The sequence below is a fragment of the Desulfosediminicola sp. genome (assembly GCF_048381775.1).
Taxonomy (GTDB): Bacteria; Desulfobacterota; Desulfobulbia; order Desulfobulbales; family Desulfocapsaceae; genus Desulfopila; species Desulfopila ganghwensis.
This window is the reverse complement of the sequence record NZ_JBLXGE010000013.1, coordinates 1-18,076: the sequence shown is the minus strand read 5'-3', so window position 1 is coordinate 18,076 and position 18,076 is coordinate 1. Positions and strand designations below refer to the sequence as shown.

At 37.4% G+C, this 18,076-nt stretch carries 14 protein-coding genes and 1 pseudogene; 1 reads left to right on the top strand and 14 read right to left on the bottom strand.

All coding sequences use genetic code 11. The annotated features are described in order from the left end of the window. Positions 1-6: 6 nt before the first annotated feature. Genes ACN5NT_RS18920 through ACN5NT_RS18905 form a run of 4 tightly spaced genes read right to left on the bottom strand, consistent with a single transcriptional unit; the run spans position 7 to position 5,879 of the window. Complete coding sequence (locus ACN5NT_RS18920) at positions 7-1,221, bottom strand: glycosyltransferase family 4 protein (RefSeq protein WP_419176483.1); 1,215 nt, start codon at positions 1,219-1,221, stop codon at positions 7-9. Then, entirely contained in the window at positions 1,205-2,518 is a 1,314-nt protein-coding gene (locus tag ACN5NT_RS18915) for a nucleotide sugar dehydrogenase (RefSeq protein WP_419176482.1), read from the bottom strand. Before ACN5NT_RS18915 ends, ACN5NT_RS18920 begins: the two co-directional genes overlap by 17 nt. 51 nt (positions 2,519-2,569) lie before the next feature. Further along, on the bottom strand, positions 2,570-4,513 hold the full coding sequence (locus ACN5NT_RS18910) for an alginate lyase family protein (RefSeq protein ID WP_419176481.1): 1,944 nt from the start codon (positions 4,511-4,513) through the stop codon (positions 2,570-2,572). A 16-nt stretch (positions 4,514-4,529) separates the two neighbouring features. Further along, positions 4,530-5,879, bottom strand: a complete 1,350-nt coding sequence (locus ACN5NT_RS18905; protein ID WP_419176480.1) for a hypothetical protein — start codon at positions 5,877-5,879, stop codon at positions 4,530-4,532. A 400-nt stretch (positions 5,880-6,279) separates the two neighbouring features. Between ACN5NT_RS18905 and ACN5NT_RS18900 the strand changes: the two genes are divergently transcribed. Then, complete coding sequence (locus tag ACN5NT_RS18900) at positions 6,280-6,438, top strand: hypothetical protein (RefSeq protein WP_419176479.1); 159 nt, start codon at positions 6,280-6,282, stop codon at positions 6,436-6,438. Positions 6,439-6,599: 161 nt separating this feature from the next. On the opposite strand, the gene ACN5NT_RS18895 is transcribed toward ACN5NT_RS18900, so the two are convergent. From ACN5NT_RS18895 to ACN5NT_RS18850, 10 genes and pseudogenes are all read right to left on the bottom strand, one after another. Then, the gene (locus ACN5NT_RS18895) at positions 6,600-7,043 is read right to left on the bottom strand and encodes a transposase (RefSeq protein ID WP_419176478.1); all 444 of its coding nucleotides are present in this window, start codon (positions 7,041-7,043) and stop codon (positions 6,600-6,602) included. A gap of 174 nt (positions 7,044-7,217) precedes the next feature. Beyond that, the gene (locus ACN5NT_RS18890) at positions 7,218-8,132 is read right to left on the bottom strand and encodes a glycosyltransferase (RefSeq protein WP_419176477.1); all 915 of its coding nucleotides are present in this window, start codon (positions 8,130-8,132) and stop codon (positions 7,218-7,220) included. Between the two features lie 346 nt (positions 8,133-8,478). Further along, the gene (locus ACN5NT_RS18885) at positions 8,479-9,276 is read right to left on the bottom strand and encodes a hypothetical protein (RefSeq protein ID WP_419176476.1); all 798 of its coding nucleotides are present in this window, start codon (positions 9,274-9,276) and stop codon (positions 8,479-8,481) included. Positions 9,277-9,325: 49 nt separating this feature from the next. Next, entirely contained in the window at positions 9,326-10,438 is a 1,113-nt protein-coding gene (locus ACN5NT_RS18880) for a glycosyltransferase family 4 protein (RefSeq protein ID WP_419176475.1), read from the bottom strand. 74 nt (positions 10,439-10,512) lie between these two features. Beyond that, complete coding sequence (locus tag ACN5NT_RS18875) at positions 10,513-11,625, bottom strand: glycosyltransferase (RefSeq protein WP_419176474.1); 1,113 nt, start codon at positions 11,623-11,625, stop codon at positions 10,513-10,515. A 190-nt stretch (positions 11,626-11,815) separates the two neighbouring features. Next, positions 11,816-12,982 (bottom strand): glycosyltransferase, encoded by a 1,167-nt coding sequence (locus ACN5NT_RS18870; protein WP_419176473.1) that lies wholly within the window; start codon positions 12,980-12,982, stop codon positions 11,816-11,818. A 342-nt stretch (positions 12,983-13,324) separates the two neighbouring features. Further along, entirely contained in the window at positions 13,325-14,272 is a 948-nt protein-coding gene (locus ACN5NT_RS18865; RefSeq protein ID WP_419176472.1) for a hypothetical protein, read from the bottom strand. Then, complete coding sequence (locus ACN5NT_RS18860) at positions 14,262-15,554, bottom strand: O-antigen ligase family protein (protein WP_419176471.1); 1,293 nt, start codon at positions 15,552-15,554, stop codon at positions 14,262-14,264. The genes ACN5NT_RS18865 and ACN5NT_RS18860 overlap by 11 nt, the downstream gene beginning before the upstream one ends. Before the next feature lie 193 nt (positions 15,555-15,747). Then, positions 15,748-15,937, bottom strand: a pseudogene (locus ACN5NT_RS18855) (chloramphenicol acetyltransferase); the annotation flags it as partial. Positions 15,938-16,313: 376 nt separating this feature from the next. Then, entirely contained in the window at positions 16,314-17,654 is a 1,341-nt protein-coding gene (locus ACN5NT_RS18850; protein ID WP_419176470.1) for a lipopolysaccharide biosynthesis protein, read from the bottom strand. Between the last annotated feature and the right edge of the window lie 422 nt (positions 17,655-18,076).

Sequence of the window (18,076 nt, the reverse complement as noted above, 5' to 3'; positions counted from 1 at the left end):
CCGTTTTTAACGTGTACTGCCGAACAGCATGTCGTATGCTAACAACAGTTTGGGAGCCTCATATTTCCATTCCAACTCTTTGATAACACGGTTTCTTCCGAGTTCCCCCATTTTCTCACGTACAACAGGATCTTCCAACAACTGAACGATCTTCTCCGCCATATCGACAATATCATTCTTTTTTGCGTAGAGCGAAGCATCCTGAGCTGAAAATCTGCCCTCCGTCAAATCGAACTGCACGATGGGCTTGCCCAGGGCCATATATTCCATGATCTTATTCATGGTCGACTTGTCGTTCATCTCATTGGCGACATCGGGATTCACGCAGATATCTGCGGTATTGAGCATCTCCAGCAGTTCCTGATCGGGAACCCTGCCTGTGAAAGTAACATACTCAGCAACACCAAGCTCCCGCGCATACTCCTTCATACCATCCAGATCCGTGCCTCCGCCGACAAGTCCAAAATGGATATCATCACGTCCCATCTTTTTGACAATATGCTCAACAGAACGAAGCAGATAATCGATCCCTTCCTGTGCCCCCATCACGCCCACATAGCCAACAAGATATTTCCTGCCCTTCTTCAGCTCAGGAACAGCCGGAATAATCTTCAGCCTGTCAAGCATTGGTCCGCTCCTGACCACATGCACCTTCTCAGGTGCCATCCCGCCACGCTCTATGGCAATCTTTTTGTATGATTCGTTGGTGGCGATGGAAACATCGGCCGTCTTGAAGGTCCAACGTTCCCAGGCAAGCATAACCTTATAAAAGAAATCACGTTTGCCGAATTTGGCCTCGTACAGTTCCGGGTTTATATCGTGATGATCAAAGAGGAATCTTTTCCTGAAAAACAGTTTAAAAAACCCACCCACCAGAAAGATATTGTCGGGCGGGTTGCAGGCATGCATGGCATCAAAACCCGGCCCGAATAACACCTTGAATGATATCAAGAACTGCCAGAACAACGCCGCAGAATACTCCGCAAGATACCCAAGGACCCCAGCCCCCTCGGTGGGGAGTTGATAGCGATAGATCCGTATATCGTCTATAACTTCATAACGCTTCTTATACCCCTTACCTGTGGGGCAAGCAATAGAGACACCATACCCGGCATCTCTTAAGGTCGTTGCCTCCTGCCACACCCTTCTATCAAAGGGCGCAGGCAGGTTCTCGATGATAATGAGGACCCGGCGTTTTTTTTCCTTACCAGCAGATGCCATCGTAGGCCTCCTCGCCTATCGGCTCCTTGCTGATCCGCACCAGATCAACCACATTCTGGTCCCTTCTTACCTTCGACATCACATCACAGAATTCCGGCGAACCGTTGCCGATCACAACCGTCTCTGCATGTTCCAGAATTTCATCCATGCTCTCGACCATGATCTTGGAGATATGATGGATACGGTTTAAGATATAGTCCTTGTTAGCACCAACAAGCTTGGCCAGATTGACATTCCTATCGTAGACCTTGACATCATAGCCCTTGCCAAGAAGCCGCTCAATCACCTCGACCACTGGGCTCTCGCGCAGGTCATCAGTCCCGGCTTTGAAACTGAAACCAAGAATACCGACCTTCCGTTTTTCCTTGCGCAGGATCATATTCAGGCCTCGTTCTACCTGGCGCTCATTGCTAGGCAAAATTGAATTCAAGATCGGCAACTCAAGATCGAGGCTCTTTCCTTTATATGTCAAGGCCCTCAAATCCTTGGGGAGGCACGATCCACCAAAGGCAAAGCCTGGCTTCAAATAATAGGGAGAAAGGTTTAATTTCAGGTCCTGGCAGAAAATATCCATCACCTTGTGGCCGTCGGCCCCGATCTCTTTGCAGATATTGCCCACCTCATTGGCAAAACCAACCTTTACCGCATGCCAGCAGTTGTCGACATACTTGACCATCTCCGCCGTCTCGATTTCGGTACGAATCATCGGCGCATCGAGTTTGCCATAGATATCTGCCAGCACATTACCGGCCTTCGTATCTATCTCACCTATAACCGTTTTGGGAGGATTGTAATAATCGTAGACAGCAGTCCCCTCACGCAGGAACTCAGGGTTATTGCAGATACCGAAACCTTCACCTGCCTGCAGACCTGAATACTCCTCCAAGGTCGGAATCACGACATTGCGCATAGTGCCTGGCAAGATAGTGCTGCGAATGATGACGACATGGTACCTTCTCTTCTCTTTTATGGCACATCCGATCCGCTCACACACCCTTCGTATATATTTAAGATCGAGGTTGCCGTTCAACTGACTGGGCGTTCCCACGCAGACAAAGGAAATATCGGTTGCCAGCACTGCTTCAATACCATCTGTTGTCGCACGAAGTCTGTTTTCCGCAACTGCCTTCTCAATGATCTCGCCGATATCCTTTTCTATAATCGGCGTCTGCCCGCTGTTGATAAGATCGACCTTGGTCTGAACAGGATCGACACCAATAATCTCATGTCCATCATGGGCCAGACATCCCGCAGAAACAGCACCCACATACCCCATGCCAAATATGCTTATCTTCATTTCCCCTCTACCCATTAAAATATTGGTAATCGTGCAATTCTATTTCCAATTTCACGACACGATTTTAATTTTTGAAACTATCCTATTATCACCACTCTGCACTTTCCCATTTGCAACAAGAGTATATGTTTTCTGCAGATGATTGAACGATTTTGAAAACCAGCCTAACAACGGTTCTTCACTCCCTTTATATAGGGAAAGAGATAGAGATTTGTCTATCTCCATTTCTAATTTTACATTACCGTTTGTAATAAAAACCTTGTTCTCTTCACAGGAGACCTCGCAACCAGGATGGAGATGATAAAACCATTCCCCTTCGCAGGATCCGCCAGTTCGAATATTATCTACTACAATAAATTCTCCATCAACTCGTTGCCATGACACCGAACGGCAATGTTTTACCTTCTCCGGCAATCTCATGTATGCATCATGTTCCGACTGCCAGATAACCACTCCGTCCTGCTCCTCAAGACAATGCTTGGTGATTTTATATGGTTTACCATACATAAAATCACCTGGCATTTCAGTAAAATCTGTCTGATTTATCCGCACAGTATTATGGGCGGCAGTACTTCTAAAATATCTTCGCCACTTTCCACCAGAATGATACAGATATGTCCCTGGGTCCACAAAAAACTCTAAACCATCAACAGACAGATAAAAGCTCAAAGCATCGAGATGGCCATGGGCATATAACGGCGGCATGCCAAGAGGGGTTGCATTGCCGACAAAGTGGATGTTTATTTTCTCGACGGTATCGGAAATAACCGCCAACCCACTTTGCTCATATATTTTATGAAACGCTTTTTCTCTTAACGCGTTTTGGGGCAGTAAATCATTTTTAAAATCGACAATTCTTTTTTCTCCCAATAATGCAGTCGTTTTAAAATCTGGGAAATTACTGCTAACAAAGTCCCGTCGATTAAACAAAATTGCACCAGTGTTGAGAATGGATGCAAAGTTTTCATGATTATTAAGACCGAAATTAACAAGAACCGCACTGTCTTGATCACCAATATTGGGTATATTGCCTTTTTCATCTAAAAGATGGGCAATATATTCACATGATCTTTCCAACCTCTCGTTCAGCCTTTTATCATAAGAAATAGCGTGATTATCACAAATCACTTTGAACAACAGGAAAAAGTCAAAGACAAAAGAAAGATAGGTTGTGGAGTATTCATAACTACCTCCATCAGGTAAGACCTGCCGTAGTCCCTCCCGCTCCAGCACGCCTTTCCCAAATTCAAGCCATTTCTTCGCATCAGGAAAAGAGGGGAAGTATACACCGATCAGAAAGAGTCCGAACGCTTCGGCTATGGCATGGTTGTTATTTGAGGAGTATTTTGATTGATAACGATAAAGATGTCGCCCATGATAATGGACAAATTCTCCTAAAGCCTTTTCCTGTTCAGCCGATATTTCATATCCTTTGAGTAAGGAAAGGCACCAAACCACATTCGTTAGCCGAACACTTAGCTCTATGCAACTGGTCCAGTTAACCCCTAATCCGTATGGATTTTTCTCCATCCAATCAACCAACAAATTAAAGATTCTATCTGCGTACTGCCTCTCACCGGTCTTGGCATATGCTAGACCAAGTTGGTTAAGAAAATAAAGCCTGTTTGCTTCCCACACAAACTTTGGCCCACCAATCTTTTTACCATCACGTATATTAACCTTTGCCCAGAAGTCTAAAGGCCACTCTCTCCCTGTTTTGGGGTCTTTATGCCAATCGATTGCACTGGTAAATAGGATCTCTATCCCAAAGACATCAATTGATTTGGGGTATGCAGATATTCTCTGTGGAATAGCGTCCCTCGACAATTTTGTAATCGGTCCATCATTAAAAAGAGAACTAGCGAAATTAGAGTTTATTGTTGGAGTAATATTACACAGCTTCTTCTCATCAAGCTTCTCCCTAAATTTATGATGAAGGCGATGAACGATTTCAGCCGACGGCATCTTTGAAAGCCTTTCTATATACCAACTCATTTTCTTTACCATCTGACTATAGATTTACATATCGTTTTACGAATTGGAATTTCCCTGCCTTTGTCCTATCTATCTTATCTACTTTTTCTATCAACGGATAGATACCTGTATAATTTTGAATTGCATTTATCAATTTGTCGGCATGAAAGGTCTCAAAATCATCTAATGGCACTACCCTGATTATTATTTCTTCCAATTGGTTTTGAATTATTTGTGACTCAAATATAGGCAAATCTTCTCCATAAAAAATATGGGTCAAACCGGCCTCGCTTATTTGCCTATTGTTTTTTCCTATTATATAATTAGTCGGTCTACCAACTATACTCTTTACCTGCCTAAATCTTCTGCCACATTCGCATTCTCGATCTTCTTTATCAGGTAAAAGCTCAACTACATCTCCAGTTCGGTATCGTATTAAAGGCATTTTTTTATTTAAAAAGCCACTTCCAATTAATTCATATTTAGATTCGGTGTTTTCTACTGGATAAAATTCTGCATATCCATAATCCTCTAATAAATGATAATTCCCTTTTTCGCAAGTGGCTATTGGCATTACACGTTCTGCCATATTGTAATAATCAAATATTAAACATCCTAATTGTTCTTTGACCATATTTCGTAGCTCACTGGAAACTGTTTCAGATGAAGTAAATACGGCTTTAACTCTCATTGATTGTAAATCTATTTTTTTTTCTTTAGCATACTTTAATATCGTAAATATTGATTGAGGATAACAATATATAAACTTAGGCTTAAATGAGATTAACGTTTTTATATACCCTTTTATCGTCGAATCACTTATATGGAAGGAGGACATAATCAACTCATTCTGGATTTTGTTGTAAGCCCAAAATACTGGAGGTGAAGTGTTTCTTGATATCAACTCCCCTCTTATCGTTGCAAAGGAATCACCAACCCTATATCCAGCCCAACTCCATTGACGAAAAATAGTTGCATGCTCGAAGTTAACAGAATATATATCCCTATATAAAGTAAGTGGTTTACCTGTTGTGCCACTTGTTTTCGAAGCAGAATAAATTGGGCATTTCCACTTCGGCAACCTTAACTCATCTGAAAATTTATATAAATGCTCCTTTGATAAAAACGGAACATCCTGAAAATAGTCCAAATTAATATTATTATTCCCGTCTAGTATATTTTTATAAATACTCTTTTTATAGTAGGTAATATTTAGCGTTGCATGTTTTACAATTTTTGATAGTTGTTCACACATTAAATCATTCAGTTGTTTTTCGTCAAACCACTGAGTTTTGTTCAAATAATCACAACATTTTTGAAAAGATGCCCCCTCACGAACCAACTTAGAAACAAGACCTTTAAATGAATATTTAAAATCTAACATCATAGCTTCCACCATATGTTTTTAAAGTCACTACTTTTTCATCTAACTTTTCTTCAAGCATGACTCTTAGGTTGTCTATATAGCATATCTGACTCCGTAAAAGCATAAGGATTGTTAACTTACCCACCTCTCGAATATAGACAGCGTGCCAATTCATACGCAGTACTTGCATGTTGCTCTGTAATGTATGGTTTTAAGATATACTAACTGTTCTATATTTATTACTAGGTGTATTATATTCTTCTATAAAAATGAATCTGTTTACCCCTCATCCTCAGCAAACTTTAATTACGTTGAGGTACTGGACCAGCGACTGCAGAATACCTAATAAGGGTGTCCACCATGGTGGCCATGCAAAAAAGGTTATTTAGACGAAAACAGAACACAGCCTAATAACGTGCGAATGTTTTGGAGTCACGGCGTGATGTGTGCCATGTATGGCTTTTTTGACGTTACCGATCATGGTGTTGACCCAGTGGAAGATCTTGTTGTCTGGGTTATCATAGGTCTTGCTTGTGTTGATAACTCAGTGAAAAACAACGTTGTCAGCAACTCTCCGTAACAGAATGAATTTGTCACTGATGACAACACCTTCGTGGTGAATATGCTTCAATAACCATTTGCTGACTTCCAAGGAAGAAAAGCATTTTACTTTGCTCATCCGCATATGAATCGGATGGTCTTTTTCATTCAGTGCTATAGCTGCAAGAATTGGGGTTTTACCTAGTGCTCCGCTTCCACGCTTGTCAACGGATCACTTACCACCCCAATAAGCGCATCTAGTTCAATCAAGCCTTCTAGAGCGAGACTGTCATCGGCGATTTTCATAACGTGCTGTAGTTTATGCTTCATTTTCATAGCAGCGTAGACAGAGATCCCAAGCGATCGCCTAAACTTGAGAGCTGATATCCCCTCTTTGGATTGGGTGATAAATAAAATGCCAAGAAACCAACTAGTAAGTGGGATTTTTGAAGAAGCAAAGATTGTGTCGTTTGTAAGCGAACACTGGTATCGACAGCCACGACATTTATAAAGATTTATTGTCGATACAAGGTAGTATTTGGCATGGCCGCATCGGGGACACATAAAGTTCATTGGCCAGCGGGTTTTGAAGAGTTTATCTCTGCACTGCTCCTCTTTGCCGTATATATCTAGAAAAATCTTCAAACTGAGGCCTTTTTTTGAAATTGAACCTTGTTTCTTGGCATGTCATTTCTCATTGTGAAGGTTATCAAGGGAATTATGACCTGCCATGGGTATCAAGTAGTGACTACCCTTAAGAAAAACTTTGCGTAATGAGTTTTAGGGGTAATCAGATAAAGAAATAAATAACCAAATTGGTTATTCACATAACATCTTCGAGTATATCAAACTAAGCTTTTCAACAATTTTTTTTATATCAAATTCTTCTTCCGCAATTTTTCTGGCTGCGGCCCCCATAGTCAACCTCAAATCATTATCAACAATCAATTGTTTTAAGCGAACTGCCAACATTTCTACGTCATTAGGCTGAATAAGATAGCCATTCAGATTATCAACTATAGCATCGGCTACCCCACCAACATCAGTTGCAACCACAGGCTTGCCATAAGAATTAGCCTCAAGAACAAACATTGGTAATCCCTCGTTGTGTGAAGGCAGAACGCAAATATCAGCGCTCTGGAACATTTTTTCTTTTTCCTTTCCGGCAACCCAACCTAAAAAAGAAACTATCTCATTCAGGCCACGCCGCCTGCTCTCTTCTCTCCATTTATCAACATCACCATCACCTCCAAGCAATAAATGAAATTTTGTATATTCTCGGCTTATTATCTCAACGGCATCAATCAATTCTGGAACACCTTTTCTTTCACCAATTCGCCCCATAAACAGAATAGTAGGCACTGTTATGTTTTCTCTGACTGTAAACTTGGGAAGTGGGACAGCGTTAGGCAGAATTTCAACTGGAAGATCATGACAAATAGTGTGAAGATTCTCCTTCCAACTCATGGAAAGAGCAATTATCACATCAGCCTGACGTAGTACACACCGAATAAGCCATTTCCGCAATGGGTTACACTCATCACGAAAAAAAACCATAAATTCGGCACCGTGCTGATGATAAACAAGAGGTACCCTGAACAATCTTGAAAGAATGACGAACGGTATCTTTCGATAAAAACTGGCACGAGAAGCAGCATGTATATGAATGATATCAGGTCTATCAAAAAACAACCTAGTAATAAAAATCACAAAGCCACAAAACGCAATTTTCACCTTACTACATGGAGAACCGTCACAATGTGTAGAAACATAATTGATTTTATAATTTTCTAACAGAGAGGAATCTAAATACCCTCTCACTACCGTCGATATACCTCCACAAGTACCAGGTGAGGTCCCAACCATTAATATTTTCGCAAAATACTTCAATGTAATATTTCCCTAAATAGATTATATCATAAATCTGACTCGAAATAACATTGATCTTCCAAATGTCGGTCAGCGATTAGGCCTGTTAGTCATGGCCAGTTATACTCCAACAAAACAAAATAGTAATTTTCTTTTTTATAATAAGAAAAGATGACATACTTCTACAATCGCGGCGGTTAGAACCAGTAATTCATTTTTCATTTTGCCTAAACACAACTTTCTCGCTAATGCGCATCCTATTGCCATTAAAAATAAAACCTCTTTCAAGTGGTTGTTGATCTTGAATTTTTTTACGCGCAACACTCAAATCGCAACCAACCCTTTCTTCTACATTTTTCAATATCACCTCTGGATCCTTCAATAACTGCTCAAAAGAGATATATGTATACTTTATCCGATAAGAACTTAAAACCAACATGGCCATTATGTTAACGCCAAAGTAATATGCTAAAAAAGAAAATATATCTTTTTTGTGAGACTGCTCATTTTTGTTAAAAGCCCGATATAGTGCGACAGGGTTTCTTATTAAAAAAAGAGTGTCTATTTTTTTGCGGTATCCGGTTTTGAGAAGGTGTAAAAGATGAATTGGGAACTTTGAACTATCAACGATCTGCACCCCACCGCTCTGATTTAAAATAGCATCATAAAGAGCACAGATTCCTTTTTGATAACACTCTAATTCTCGTTTATTCTTTCTTAAGGAGAAAAATAAAAAAGGAAAGTAATTGTGCTTTCCAACTATTTCATATGCCTTTCTTAAATTCACAAGGCCTTCATCACCAGTTTCTCTTTCTACTTTTGTTAATATTTTGCTCCAGAATTTATAGTTTGCACTGTCCGGAGAAAAACCATTTGGTCTGCCTTTAAACCGCCAAAAGTCCACGACCTCTCCTAGATCAATAAAACCATTTCCGTTACCCAGAACAAAACCGAGCAATGTGCTCCCGCTTCTACCACATCCCAGTATATATAAAATGTTTTTTGCCAACACAGCCCTCTATTTTTTCTATAACCACCGCCTAAACGTTGATCTTTAGTTAATTTTTTGTGATTTGTTCCAGTATTTTTGTTTGTTTTTCAAACCACAAATCGATGTTATAAGATCTGGCAACTTTTTTTCGAGCGTTCTGCCCTATTTCCTGTCTCAGCTTATCCTGTTCTAACAACCCGATTAAATTTGATACAAAAGCAGAAGACTCATTGTCTTTATCAATAAGTAAGCCTTCGAGTCCATTAACAATAAATTCTGGCACTCCTCCACTCTTTGAAGCGACTACTGGTAATTTATTATACATGGCCTCTAGCAAAACCATCCCAAAAGGCTCATTTTCTGAAGGTAGTACTAAAATATCAGAAACGGCGTAAAGTAAATTTACATTTGAAATGTGCCCACTCATTATTACAGAATGTGCTATATCCCGTTCTTTGATCAATTCATGAATTTCTGATCTTGTTTCACCATCACCGGCTAAAAACAGCAAGACATTGTCATATTGACTCAATATCTTAGAAAATATTTCAATCATCAAACGATGTCTTTTTTCTTTTCGGAAGGCTGAAACCATGGTTATTATTTGTTTATTTTTAGGAATACCATACTGCTCTCTAAAACCATTAAGTTCCTCTTCATTTATAAATTCAGAACCACATAAGTTAATTGCATTGTGTAGTAAATATGTATTGCCATAAACCTCAAAGGGCTTCAATACAAATTCAGATACACCAATATAATTATCAATACATATCTTACAAAGTAATTGTTTTATTTTTTGCCCTTTTCTCCATTCAGCTAAATATTCACCATGAACATTTAACACTGTTTTACAACCTGCTATTTTCCCAACTATTTGCGCAAAATACCGTATAGCTCCAAAATGCGTCCAAACTACATCAATTTTATGCGTTCTGAAAATTTTGTACAACGTTAGAAACTTACCAAATAGTCCAGTGCTACAAAAACAAACTTCACCATTGTTTTCTATTAATTTCTGGACAAATATCGGGTTCTTTCCTCCTGGAACCTTTTCAACTACCCAAACCAACTTCATTAACTTCTTGTCTTTGAGATACCGGTCAAGGCCAATATACATTTTCTCAATGCTTGAAAACGTATCATCTTTAAATCCCGGTACTATGGCAATCTTTATCATGTATTACGCCAGGCTTTAACCTCTAATATGAGATTATATAATTTATGGAGTTAATTACTAATCCAGCAATGAGATCACAAGATGGTTCTATATAACTCAATAAGCTCATCACCCATTCTATTTATAGAGAAACGATCTTTTATTACACGCCTTGCCTTTTCTCCCATTTCCTTTCGGCTTTTATCATCATCAAGCAAGCGGAACAAATGAGTTGTTATAATACCAATATCATTTTCAACAATAAAACCAGTCTGACCGTCTTCTATTATTTCCTCCGAACCGCCAATAACATCAGTGGTAATTACAGGCTTTCCCAATGCCATATATTCTATGATTGAATTAGAAATCCCCTCACCATGCTCCTCACAATTAGTAAACAAAACAGTAACATCTGCTGCTGAGATTAGTTTTTCTACATCTTGCCGTTTACCTAAAAATAGCATATTATTGATCTCTTCTGTTTTCACTCGCCCCTTTAACCGTTCCATCTCTACCCCTTCACCTACACCAATAAAGGTTATATCGCCTCGAACATTTTTGACATGCTTCGCCAGATCTAACAGCAAATCATAATCCTTATTAGTATGGGCTCTAGCAACCATCATGACTATATAAGAGGAGCCTACTAATTCCAGTTCTTCTTTCGTTTTCCGAGGATCTGAATAATGATCAAATCTATCTAATCTAACGCCATTATATATTAATCTGGATTTTTTCTTTGGTACCCGGTAGGCCCTCAATCCTGCCTTAGAATTGGCTAAAATCATATCAGTATAGTGACAAGCTGCCATAAATGCCATCTTTCGTAAAGAAAACCTGCCAAGTTTTGGTTTGGCATCGGAAACCAAATTAGAAACCATTGTTTTTTTTGTAATAAGCTTGGTTGGGATGAGCAGGAAAGACGGCTCAATCCCCCACGAATGGATAATATCAGGGTCATATTTTTTAATAATATTATGTAAACGGAAAAACAGTGAAGGATCCTTTTTAATATGATTACGACCCAGTATTTCTATTTTAATATTTAAATCATATAGGTATTCATAATGTATGGCTGATTCGATTAAAACAAGCTGAATATCAAACTGAGTATTAATCCTTAAAAAATAAATCAACTCAGCTAATCGGCGTTCTTTCCCTCCAGGATTAAGACTTGCTATAAAGAATAATATTTTCATTTTTGTCATATATTTTCCTTCGTCAACCGTTTCTTGATGGAGGCACTTTTTTATTTTACTTCCAATTCTTATAAGATTTGTATTTTTCACGCTTATGAAAAACACAAATCTCGTATCGTCTCCAATATTTTTCCCTAAGTAACAGCATATTGATTCGGGTTCAACATTCGTGCTTACAGCTATTGATAGTTGTTATGCATCACCTCTTCTCAAAAAATATTGAAACTTTTCTTCCTATCATTTTATAATCAAAATATTCCGTCGCGACAGCTAGAGCCCTAGCACCCGTATTTACTGAGTTTTTTTCCATGGCATTTCGCAAACATTTTGCAAAGGCTTCCACAGAATAGCGAGGAACTATATAAGCATTCTCTTGTGAGAAATAATTCCGTACCTCCCCCCAATCATTTACAATAACAGGAACTTCAGATGCAGCAAATTCACCTAATTTATGAGGAAAGCGAGCTTCATGTTGCTCTGTTTCGGGTAATGGCAAAATAAGCGCTTTCGCACTTTTATACATTTGAATTAATTTCTCGTATTCTAAATTGCTGTAAACCTTAACCACATCACTTAGCCCTAATCTTTCAATATATTTTACTATGCGTTGGATGTTTTTCTTATCACCTGAAATAATAAGAACCAAATCCTGTTTTATCTGAGATTGTTTGAAACAGTCTATTGTAAATTGAATACTTTCAAGATAAGCAGCAGAGCTGCAATACAACACATATTCATTAGAGAGTGACTTAGTCTTTACTTCTTTAATAAAATCAACATCACAAATTACCGGTATTTTAATTATCGGTTTTTGGGTCCTAGACTTATAATGTTTTTCTAAATATTCACTTATTACAATAAGCTGGTCCACTAAATACAAAACTGATTTCTCAAACAAAAAGTGATTTAGCCGTACACTTATGGGGAGGCCTCTTACCCCTGACAAATGCTCGTTAATGTCAACAACATAAATCATCCCCAACAACCAACTTAAAACTCTATAGTAGCAGGTTCTAATAAATGATGTTCTTGTACTCAACAAAACATTAGTGACACCTTTCTTTTTAAATCGAATTATATATAACGACTCGATAACGAAACCGGCAAACTTATTTAAGTTTCTTACCAAAACACTCTTGTGGCGGTATAAAAGTGGAGAACATGTTATAAATTCAACACCTTCAATAGTCCCTTTTCCTAGCCTGTTTTTTTCGGTGGATGTATTAAATCTGCTTAAAACAATACATTGTACTTCATTAGTAATCAATCCTTTTGCAATTAACGTTTGACGTTGAACTGTTGCTAATCCTTTAGGGAAATTATTTGTCCCAACATAGGTGACGTGATATTCATTATTTGTTTTCATATGGAGGCAACACTTTTTCCTTTGCAATCATAATCTATTGAGAGTATTACATTGATAGATATAAAACAAGCCACTAGCTTTTCCCTGTAGCACGTTTTCAAATTATCTCATTATATATAATGAAGTTAAAATATCATTTTTCCTAAAAAATGACATCTTGTTGCCGATTATCTTTCTAAATATTACTAGCTTTCTCTCCACTGAACAAATACGACCAAACACTCTCTTCACGCACTTTTGTGCAAAGAAATACCTACCCTCAAATGACTCACTGGATATAATCATCATTTATTTTCAACAACCTTATTAAAGGTTTATAATCAATCTATCAATGTTAAACAACTATATATTATTTTCGCAATATTGGCTAATCCACCTAACTTGATTTTCTTTCAGCCTTTGCTTCCACCTCTCATCATATTTTATATTCAAATCTTCCTTTGCAAGACGCATAGGGTTCCCTTGAACAGTATGATATTTGTATGGTGCTATACTTTCAATTGGTTTCAATAAAGTTGGCTCAAGCTTTAAAAAAGCAAAAATATCTGCTCTCACTCCATTATAATCTGAACACAATTTTTCATAATTCACCTCATAAATTTCTTGCTCTGATAACTGCACAAAATATTCTGGCAACTTTTTATAATAAAATTCGACCCAACGTTTTGTCCTCTCTTTTACCATTTCATCTGTCAAACCATAATGACTTGAAGATGCGACCCCTCTTACATCACGCTTCAACACCAAAATTTGCACATCAGAAGGACGATACATTTTTAATAAAAACGCTCTATTTATGTCTTTAGAGGAATCTACTACAAATTGGCAACCTGATTTTGCAGCGACTCTATCATAAAGTTTCCAAACATTTTTAACTCTTTCTCTATATACCCAAAAAATGATATTCTTTAACGGTCGCAGTACTCTAAACCTCATAGACCTGCTAAATAGGGCATTGAGATATCTATGCTGGACATATCGTTTTCCTCTAATTATCCCCCTATTTAAAGAAAAATCACTTTTCTCAGGATTAGCAAATATATCAGATCTTAAATCTTCAGTAAATTCGCGTAAAATGGGGTACCAGAAGTGGCACTTATCAAAATACTGCCCACAAGAACAATAAGATTGAGGATCATTTTTTATCTCCCCTTGTTTAAGTTGCCATGACAAGAAATGTGTTTCACCCATACTAAAAACACCAGGTAAAGTTCCACAAATCAAATCTAAGAGAGTAGAGCCAGAATGACCAGCAGAGACAATATACAAAACCTTAGCTTTAGCAGGCATAATCTTTCAATATATCATTTTTATTGTAAAATAAGGTGAACATCCATAAAGACATATAAATTGGAACCATCCAAAAGGAGTAACTCACAGACAGCACTGAAAAAACAAAAAAGAAACACCAATTCCCTTTATATTTATAATATTTTGAGAAGAAGACTGAACTCTTATACAGTTGAAAATATACTATTGCACCCAACAACAATCCAAATTGCGCAAAGATTCTCAAACTACCTCCTGTAGGCGAAAGGAATGGAGATATTTGAGTTTTAACGAACGAATTTGCACTATCTATTCCATACCCAAGTATTGGAGACTCCTTTATATTCATCCAGTTCAAATACAAACTCACAAAACGCTGTGGAACCACAACTCGATCACCCTGAGTTCTATTTTGAGCAATTTCTGTAAGTCTTGCCAACTCACTTTCAACAGATAATCCTGCTGATATTTTTTCCAACATGAAAGGTGCAACAATAATCACTACAAGTAGAGGAATAAAAACCACATATGATGATAAGATTTTAATGATAGGGTTTTTATATTTTTTTAGAAAATAGACTAACAGAACCACTAATGCAGCATAGCCTGTAGTCGATTGGGTAGTTAGAAGAGCTAAGAACAACACCCAAAAACTGAGGATGTCTTTTGCCTTTCTGCTTTGCTTCATTAAATTGAAATACAAAGCGAAGACAACCATAGCTGCATACCTACCGGGCTCCCAGGAAAAACCTGAATTGCGTGGTAAAAAATATTCATATCCGCCATATTGATGATAACTAGACAATGAGAAAAAGATATTATTGGCTATAATAGTATTATATGATGGAAAATCATGTATACTGGTGGCTTTCATTACTTCAGTAAACGAACCTGGAATAATAACTTGTAAAACCCAGCCAATTATTGCAACAACGCTTAAATGCGTGACAATTTTCTCATATAAAGAGAACATTGTTACACCATAAATTTTGATCAAAATATAAGATATAATAATATTCAATAAAAACAGTATACTACCATCATAAAACTGATCAATTTTAATAGTTTGCAAGAGCACCCAAAACATATAAATCCCAATAACTTTTAAAAGAATAACGTTATCAAATCGGATTCTATGTCTCAATACCATAAATATGGTAGTGCCCCACGGGATGAGATATTCAATTACCCCTCCATTCCAAGGCCGGACCATACTTTTGGTAGCAGGAACAGCCATCGCTGCATAAATTACAACAACAAAGAAATAGAAATAATCTATCCTCTCAAGTGATCTCTTCTTCAAGCCATGGTTTGACATATTCAAGATATTTAGTTAGTTCCAGAAAGATACAAATTCAAAACAAGTAATTAATCCAATTCATGTCTATGCTTATCAACTAAACAAGTGCTCTTTTGCAAAACAGAAATATCATTTTCCAAGAAAGCCCTCCAATTTTTCTGGAACCAATCTTCCGAGTTATTCCACCACTCGCTCTGTAATAAAAATTCAATTTTATCATCTGAAAATCTTTTTCTAATCACTTTCGCTGGAACGCCCCCTACGATCGTATAAGGTGGTACATCTTTCGTAACTAATGCTTTTGTCCCTACAATTGCACCATTACCAACTTTAACACCTCCCATAATAGTGACGCCTTCACCTATCCACACATCATTTTCAATCTCAACTTCCTTATACTCCTCGATATATCCTTTATCGGCAAAACATTTAAATTTCTTAGAATTTGTATAAAACGCAGGATGACTAGATATAAGATTTGTCGGATGTTCTCCTATTGATATTAAAACATTAGCGCCTATAGAGCAAAATTTTCCTACAGAACAGAACTGAATTTTTGTGTTATAATTTACATACGAATGTGAATCAATAAATACATTCTTGAACCGCAGGTTAGGACCTAAACAATTAAACTTACCGATCTTTGTGTTAATAAATTCTGAGTAAAGTCCAAGCTTAAGGGTCGGCTCACCAAATTCTTTATACTGACATCGTCTTTTATATAATGCTTTAATTCTTACAGGGTTTAAATTTCTAACAATTCTACTTATTCCAGACCCCATCTGCCCTCCCACTTATTATCATCATGTACTGAACCGGAGCTATAATCAAAGAGTAGAAATTTGCACAAATTGATGCGACCACAATTCCTTCTATTCCCATATGCAATATCTTTACAAAAAAATACACCAAAGGGATAAATAATAGCGCACCAAGCAAGAGGGATAGAATCTGCACTTTTAATTTACCTACTCCATTAGTAAACAAAATAAATATTCTACCGAAAGACAATACTGCAAAATTGCAAACAAGTGCTATCTTCAATGACCAACCAATATGCAAATTTTCCATCCTATCACTACCAATCCAAATTCGGAAAAATGCATCTGAGAAAATTGTCATTATGCTATATCCGATTATAAAAACAGCAAAAATCTTTAATTTCGAATTGATAGCATTCTTAATCCATTGAATGTCATTTTTTTCCCACGCTTCTGTGTATGCAGACCAATATGGTGCATTCATCATTGTAAAAACCATATTGAGAACGCTAAAATATTTAAAAGCAATATTATATGACACAACTTCTTCTGGTCCAAAAAAATGAATTATTAAAAAGTTAGTGCTTTGAAATAATACCAGTGTAAAGCATTGTAATAAAAAAAATTGTACTCCAAGAGACATCAGTTCTCTGGAATACTTAAAATCAACATACCTGATAGATGGCGCTAGCCTTTTGTATTTCCCACCAAAGAAAAAAATTGAGGCTAGTATCATCACAAATACAGGCATTGCAGACATTAAAAATGATAGAAAAAGTAATGGATTTTGCACATTACCCTTAACCAACAATATAATTAACAGAGCAATGACATTACCAATTGGCCCCAACATATTTGACAACGCTGGTTGTTGATCAGCAACAAGTATTACCCCTATAAGTTTAACGATAAAACGGATTAAGAAAAAAGTGAAAACGATGGTGGTTAAACTACTCAGAACAGATGCATCAAGATCAGAATTTAAGACTGCGTTCCAATTTATTAAAGGAGTAATTAAGTGATAAACAAGAAGTAACGCCCCAAAGATTATCGCTATTAATGCATATGTTGTACTTATATACCTTCTCCCTAAATCGTAATCGCTGTTTGCCAAAGCTATGGCGAGTTTATTACGTAAACCGTTACCTAAACCAATTTCAAAGAACCCAAACCACATTAAAAAGGAGGCAACAGTTAACCAAAGCCCATACTCGGCTGTACCAACAAATTCAATTGTAACGGGGACTAAAATAAATCCTGTTACAATGCTGACACTTTTCACAAGAAAAGAGCCAATTACATTTTTCTTTATACGTTTGGTTCTAACATGTCCAGCATTCATATTACACCAAGAAACTCTTTTTCAGGAAACTCAACACCATTTGCCAGTTCGCCGAGTTTGCGCTGAAGCTGTTCCTTTCCCTTCTCTAAGTCTTTATCTGTTTTTAAGCGCATATCTTTGTCAAATTAATCAGGCACAGACAACGTTTTTTCTTAATTGCTAGGTTTCACATTTCTGTTTCTCTCATACTTTCCGCTTAAAGGCACAGCATTAATAGCCCACCAATTTCTCTCTTATTACTCCGGCAGGTAAGTATCTATAGTCGATTTATGGATATAATAGTCTTCGACTACCATCAGATTGTTTTAGCGTCATTTCAGTCAGAAATTAATTGGGGACAAACCAGAATGGCGCTAGTTTAAGCCTTTTTTTCATATCTGCTCCGATGCTGTATTTCGACCATTTCACTTCTAGGTTTGTTG

What these genes read in the sequence shown, in the direction of transcription:
- ACN5NT_RS18905 (WP_419176480.1), bottom strand. Translation starts at nt 5,879, where the DNA reads ATGATGTTAGATTTTAAATATTCATTTAAAGGTCTTGTTTCTAAGTTG.
- ACN5NT_RS18910 (WP_419176481.1), bottom strand. Translation starts at nt 4,513, where the DNA reads ATGAGTTGGTATATAGAAAGGCTTTCAAAGATGCCGTCGGCTGAAATC.
- ACN5NT_RS18915 (WP_419176482.1), bottom strand. Translation starts at nt 2,518, where the DNA reads ATGAAGATAAGCATATTTGGCATGGGGTATGTGGGTGCTGTTTCTGCG.
- ACN5NT_RS18880 (WP_419176475.1), bottom strand. Translation starts at nt 10,438, where the DNA reads ATGATAAAGATTGCCATAGTACCGGGATTTAAAGATGATACGTTTTCA.
- ACN5NT_RS18870 (WP_419176473.1), bottom strand. Translation starts at nt 12,982, where the DNA reads ATGAAAACAAATAATGAATATCACGTCACCTATGTTGGGACAAATAAT.
- ACN5NT_RS18920 (WP_419176483.1), bottom strand. Translation starts at nt 1,221, where the DNA reads ATGGCATCTGCTGGTAAGGAAAAAAAACGCCGGGTCCTCATTATCATC.
- ACN5NT_RS18850 (WP_419176470.1), bottom strand. Translation starts at nt 17,654, where the DNA reads ATGAATGCTGGACATGTTAGAACCAAACGTATAAAGAAAAATGTAATT.
- ACN5NT_RS18875 (WP_419176474.1), bottom strand. Translation starts at nt 11,625, where the DNA reads ATGACAAAAATGAAAATATTATTCTTTATAGCAAGTCTTAATCCTGGA.
- ACN5NT_RS18900 (WP_419176479.1), top strand. Translation starts at nt 6,280, where the DNA reads ATGTTTTGGAGTCACGGCGTGATGTGTGCCATGTATGGCTTTTTTGAC.
- ACN5NT_RS18865 (WP_419176472.1), bottom strand. Translation starts at nt 14,272, where the DNA reads ATGCCTGCTAAAGCTAAGGTTTTGTATATTGTCTCTGCTGGTCATTCT.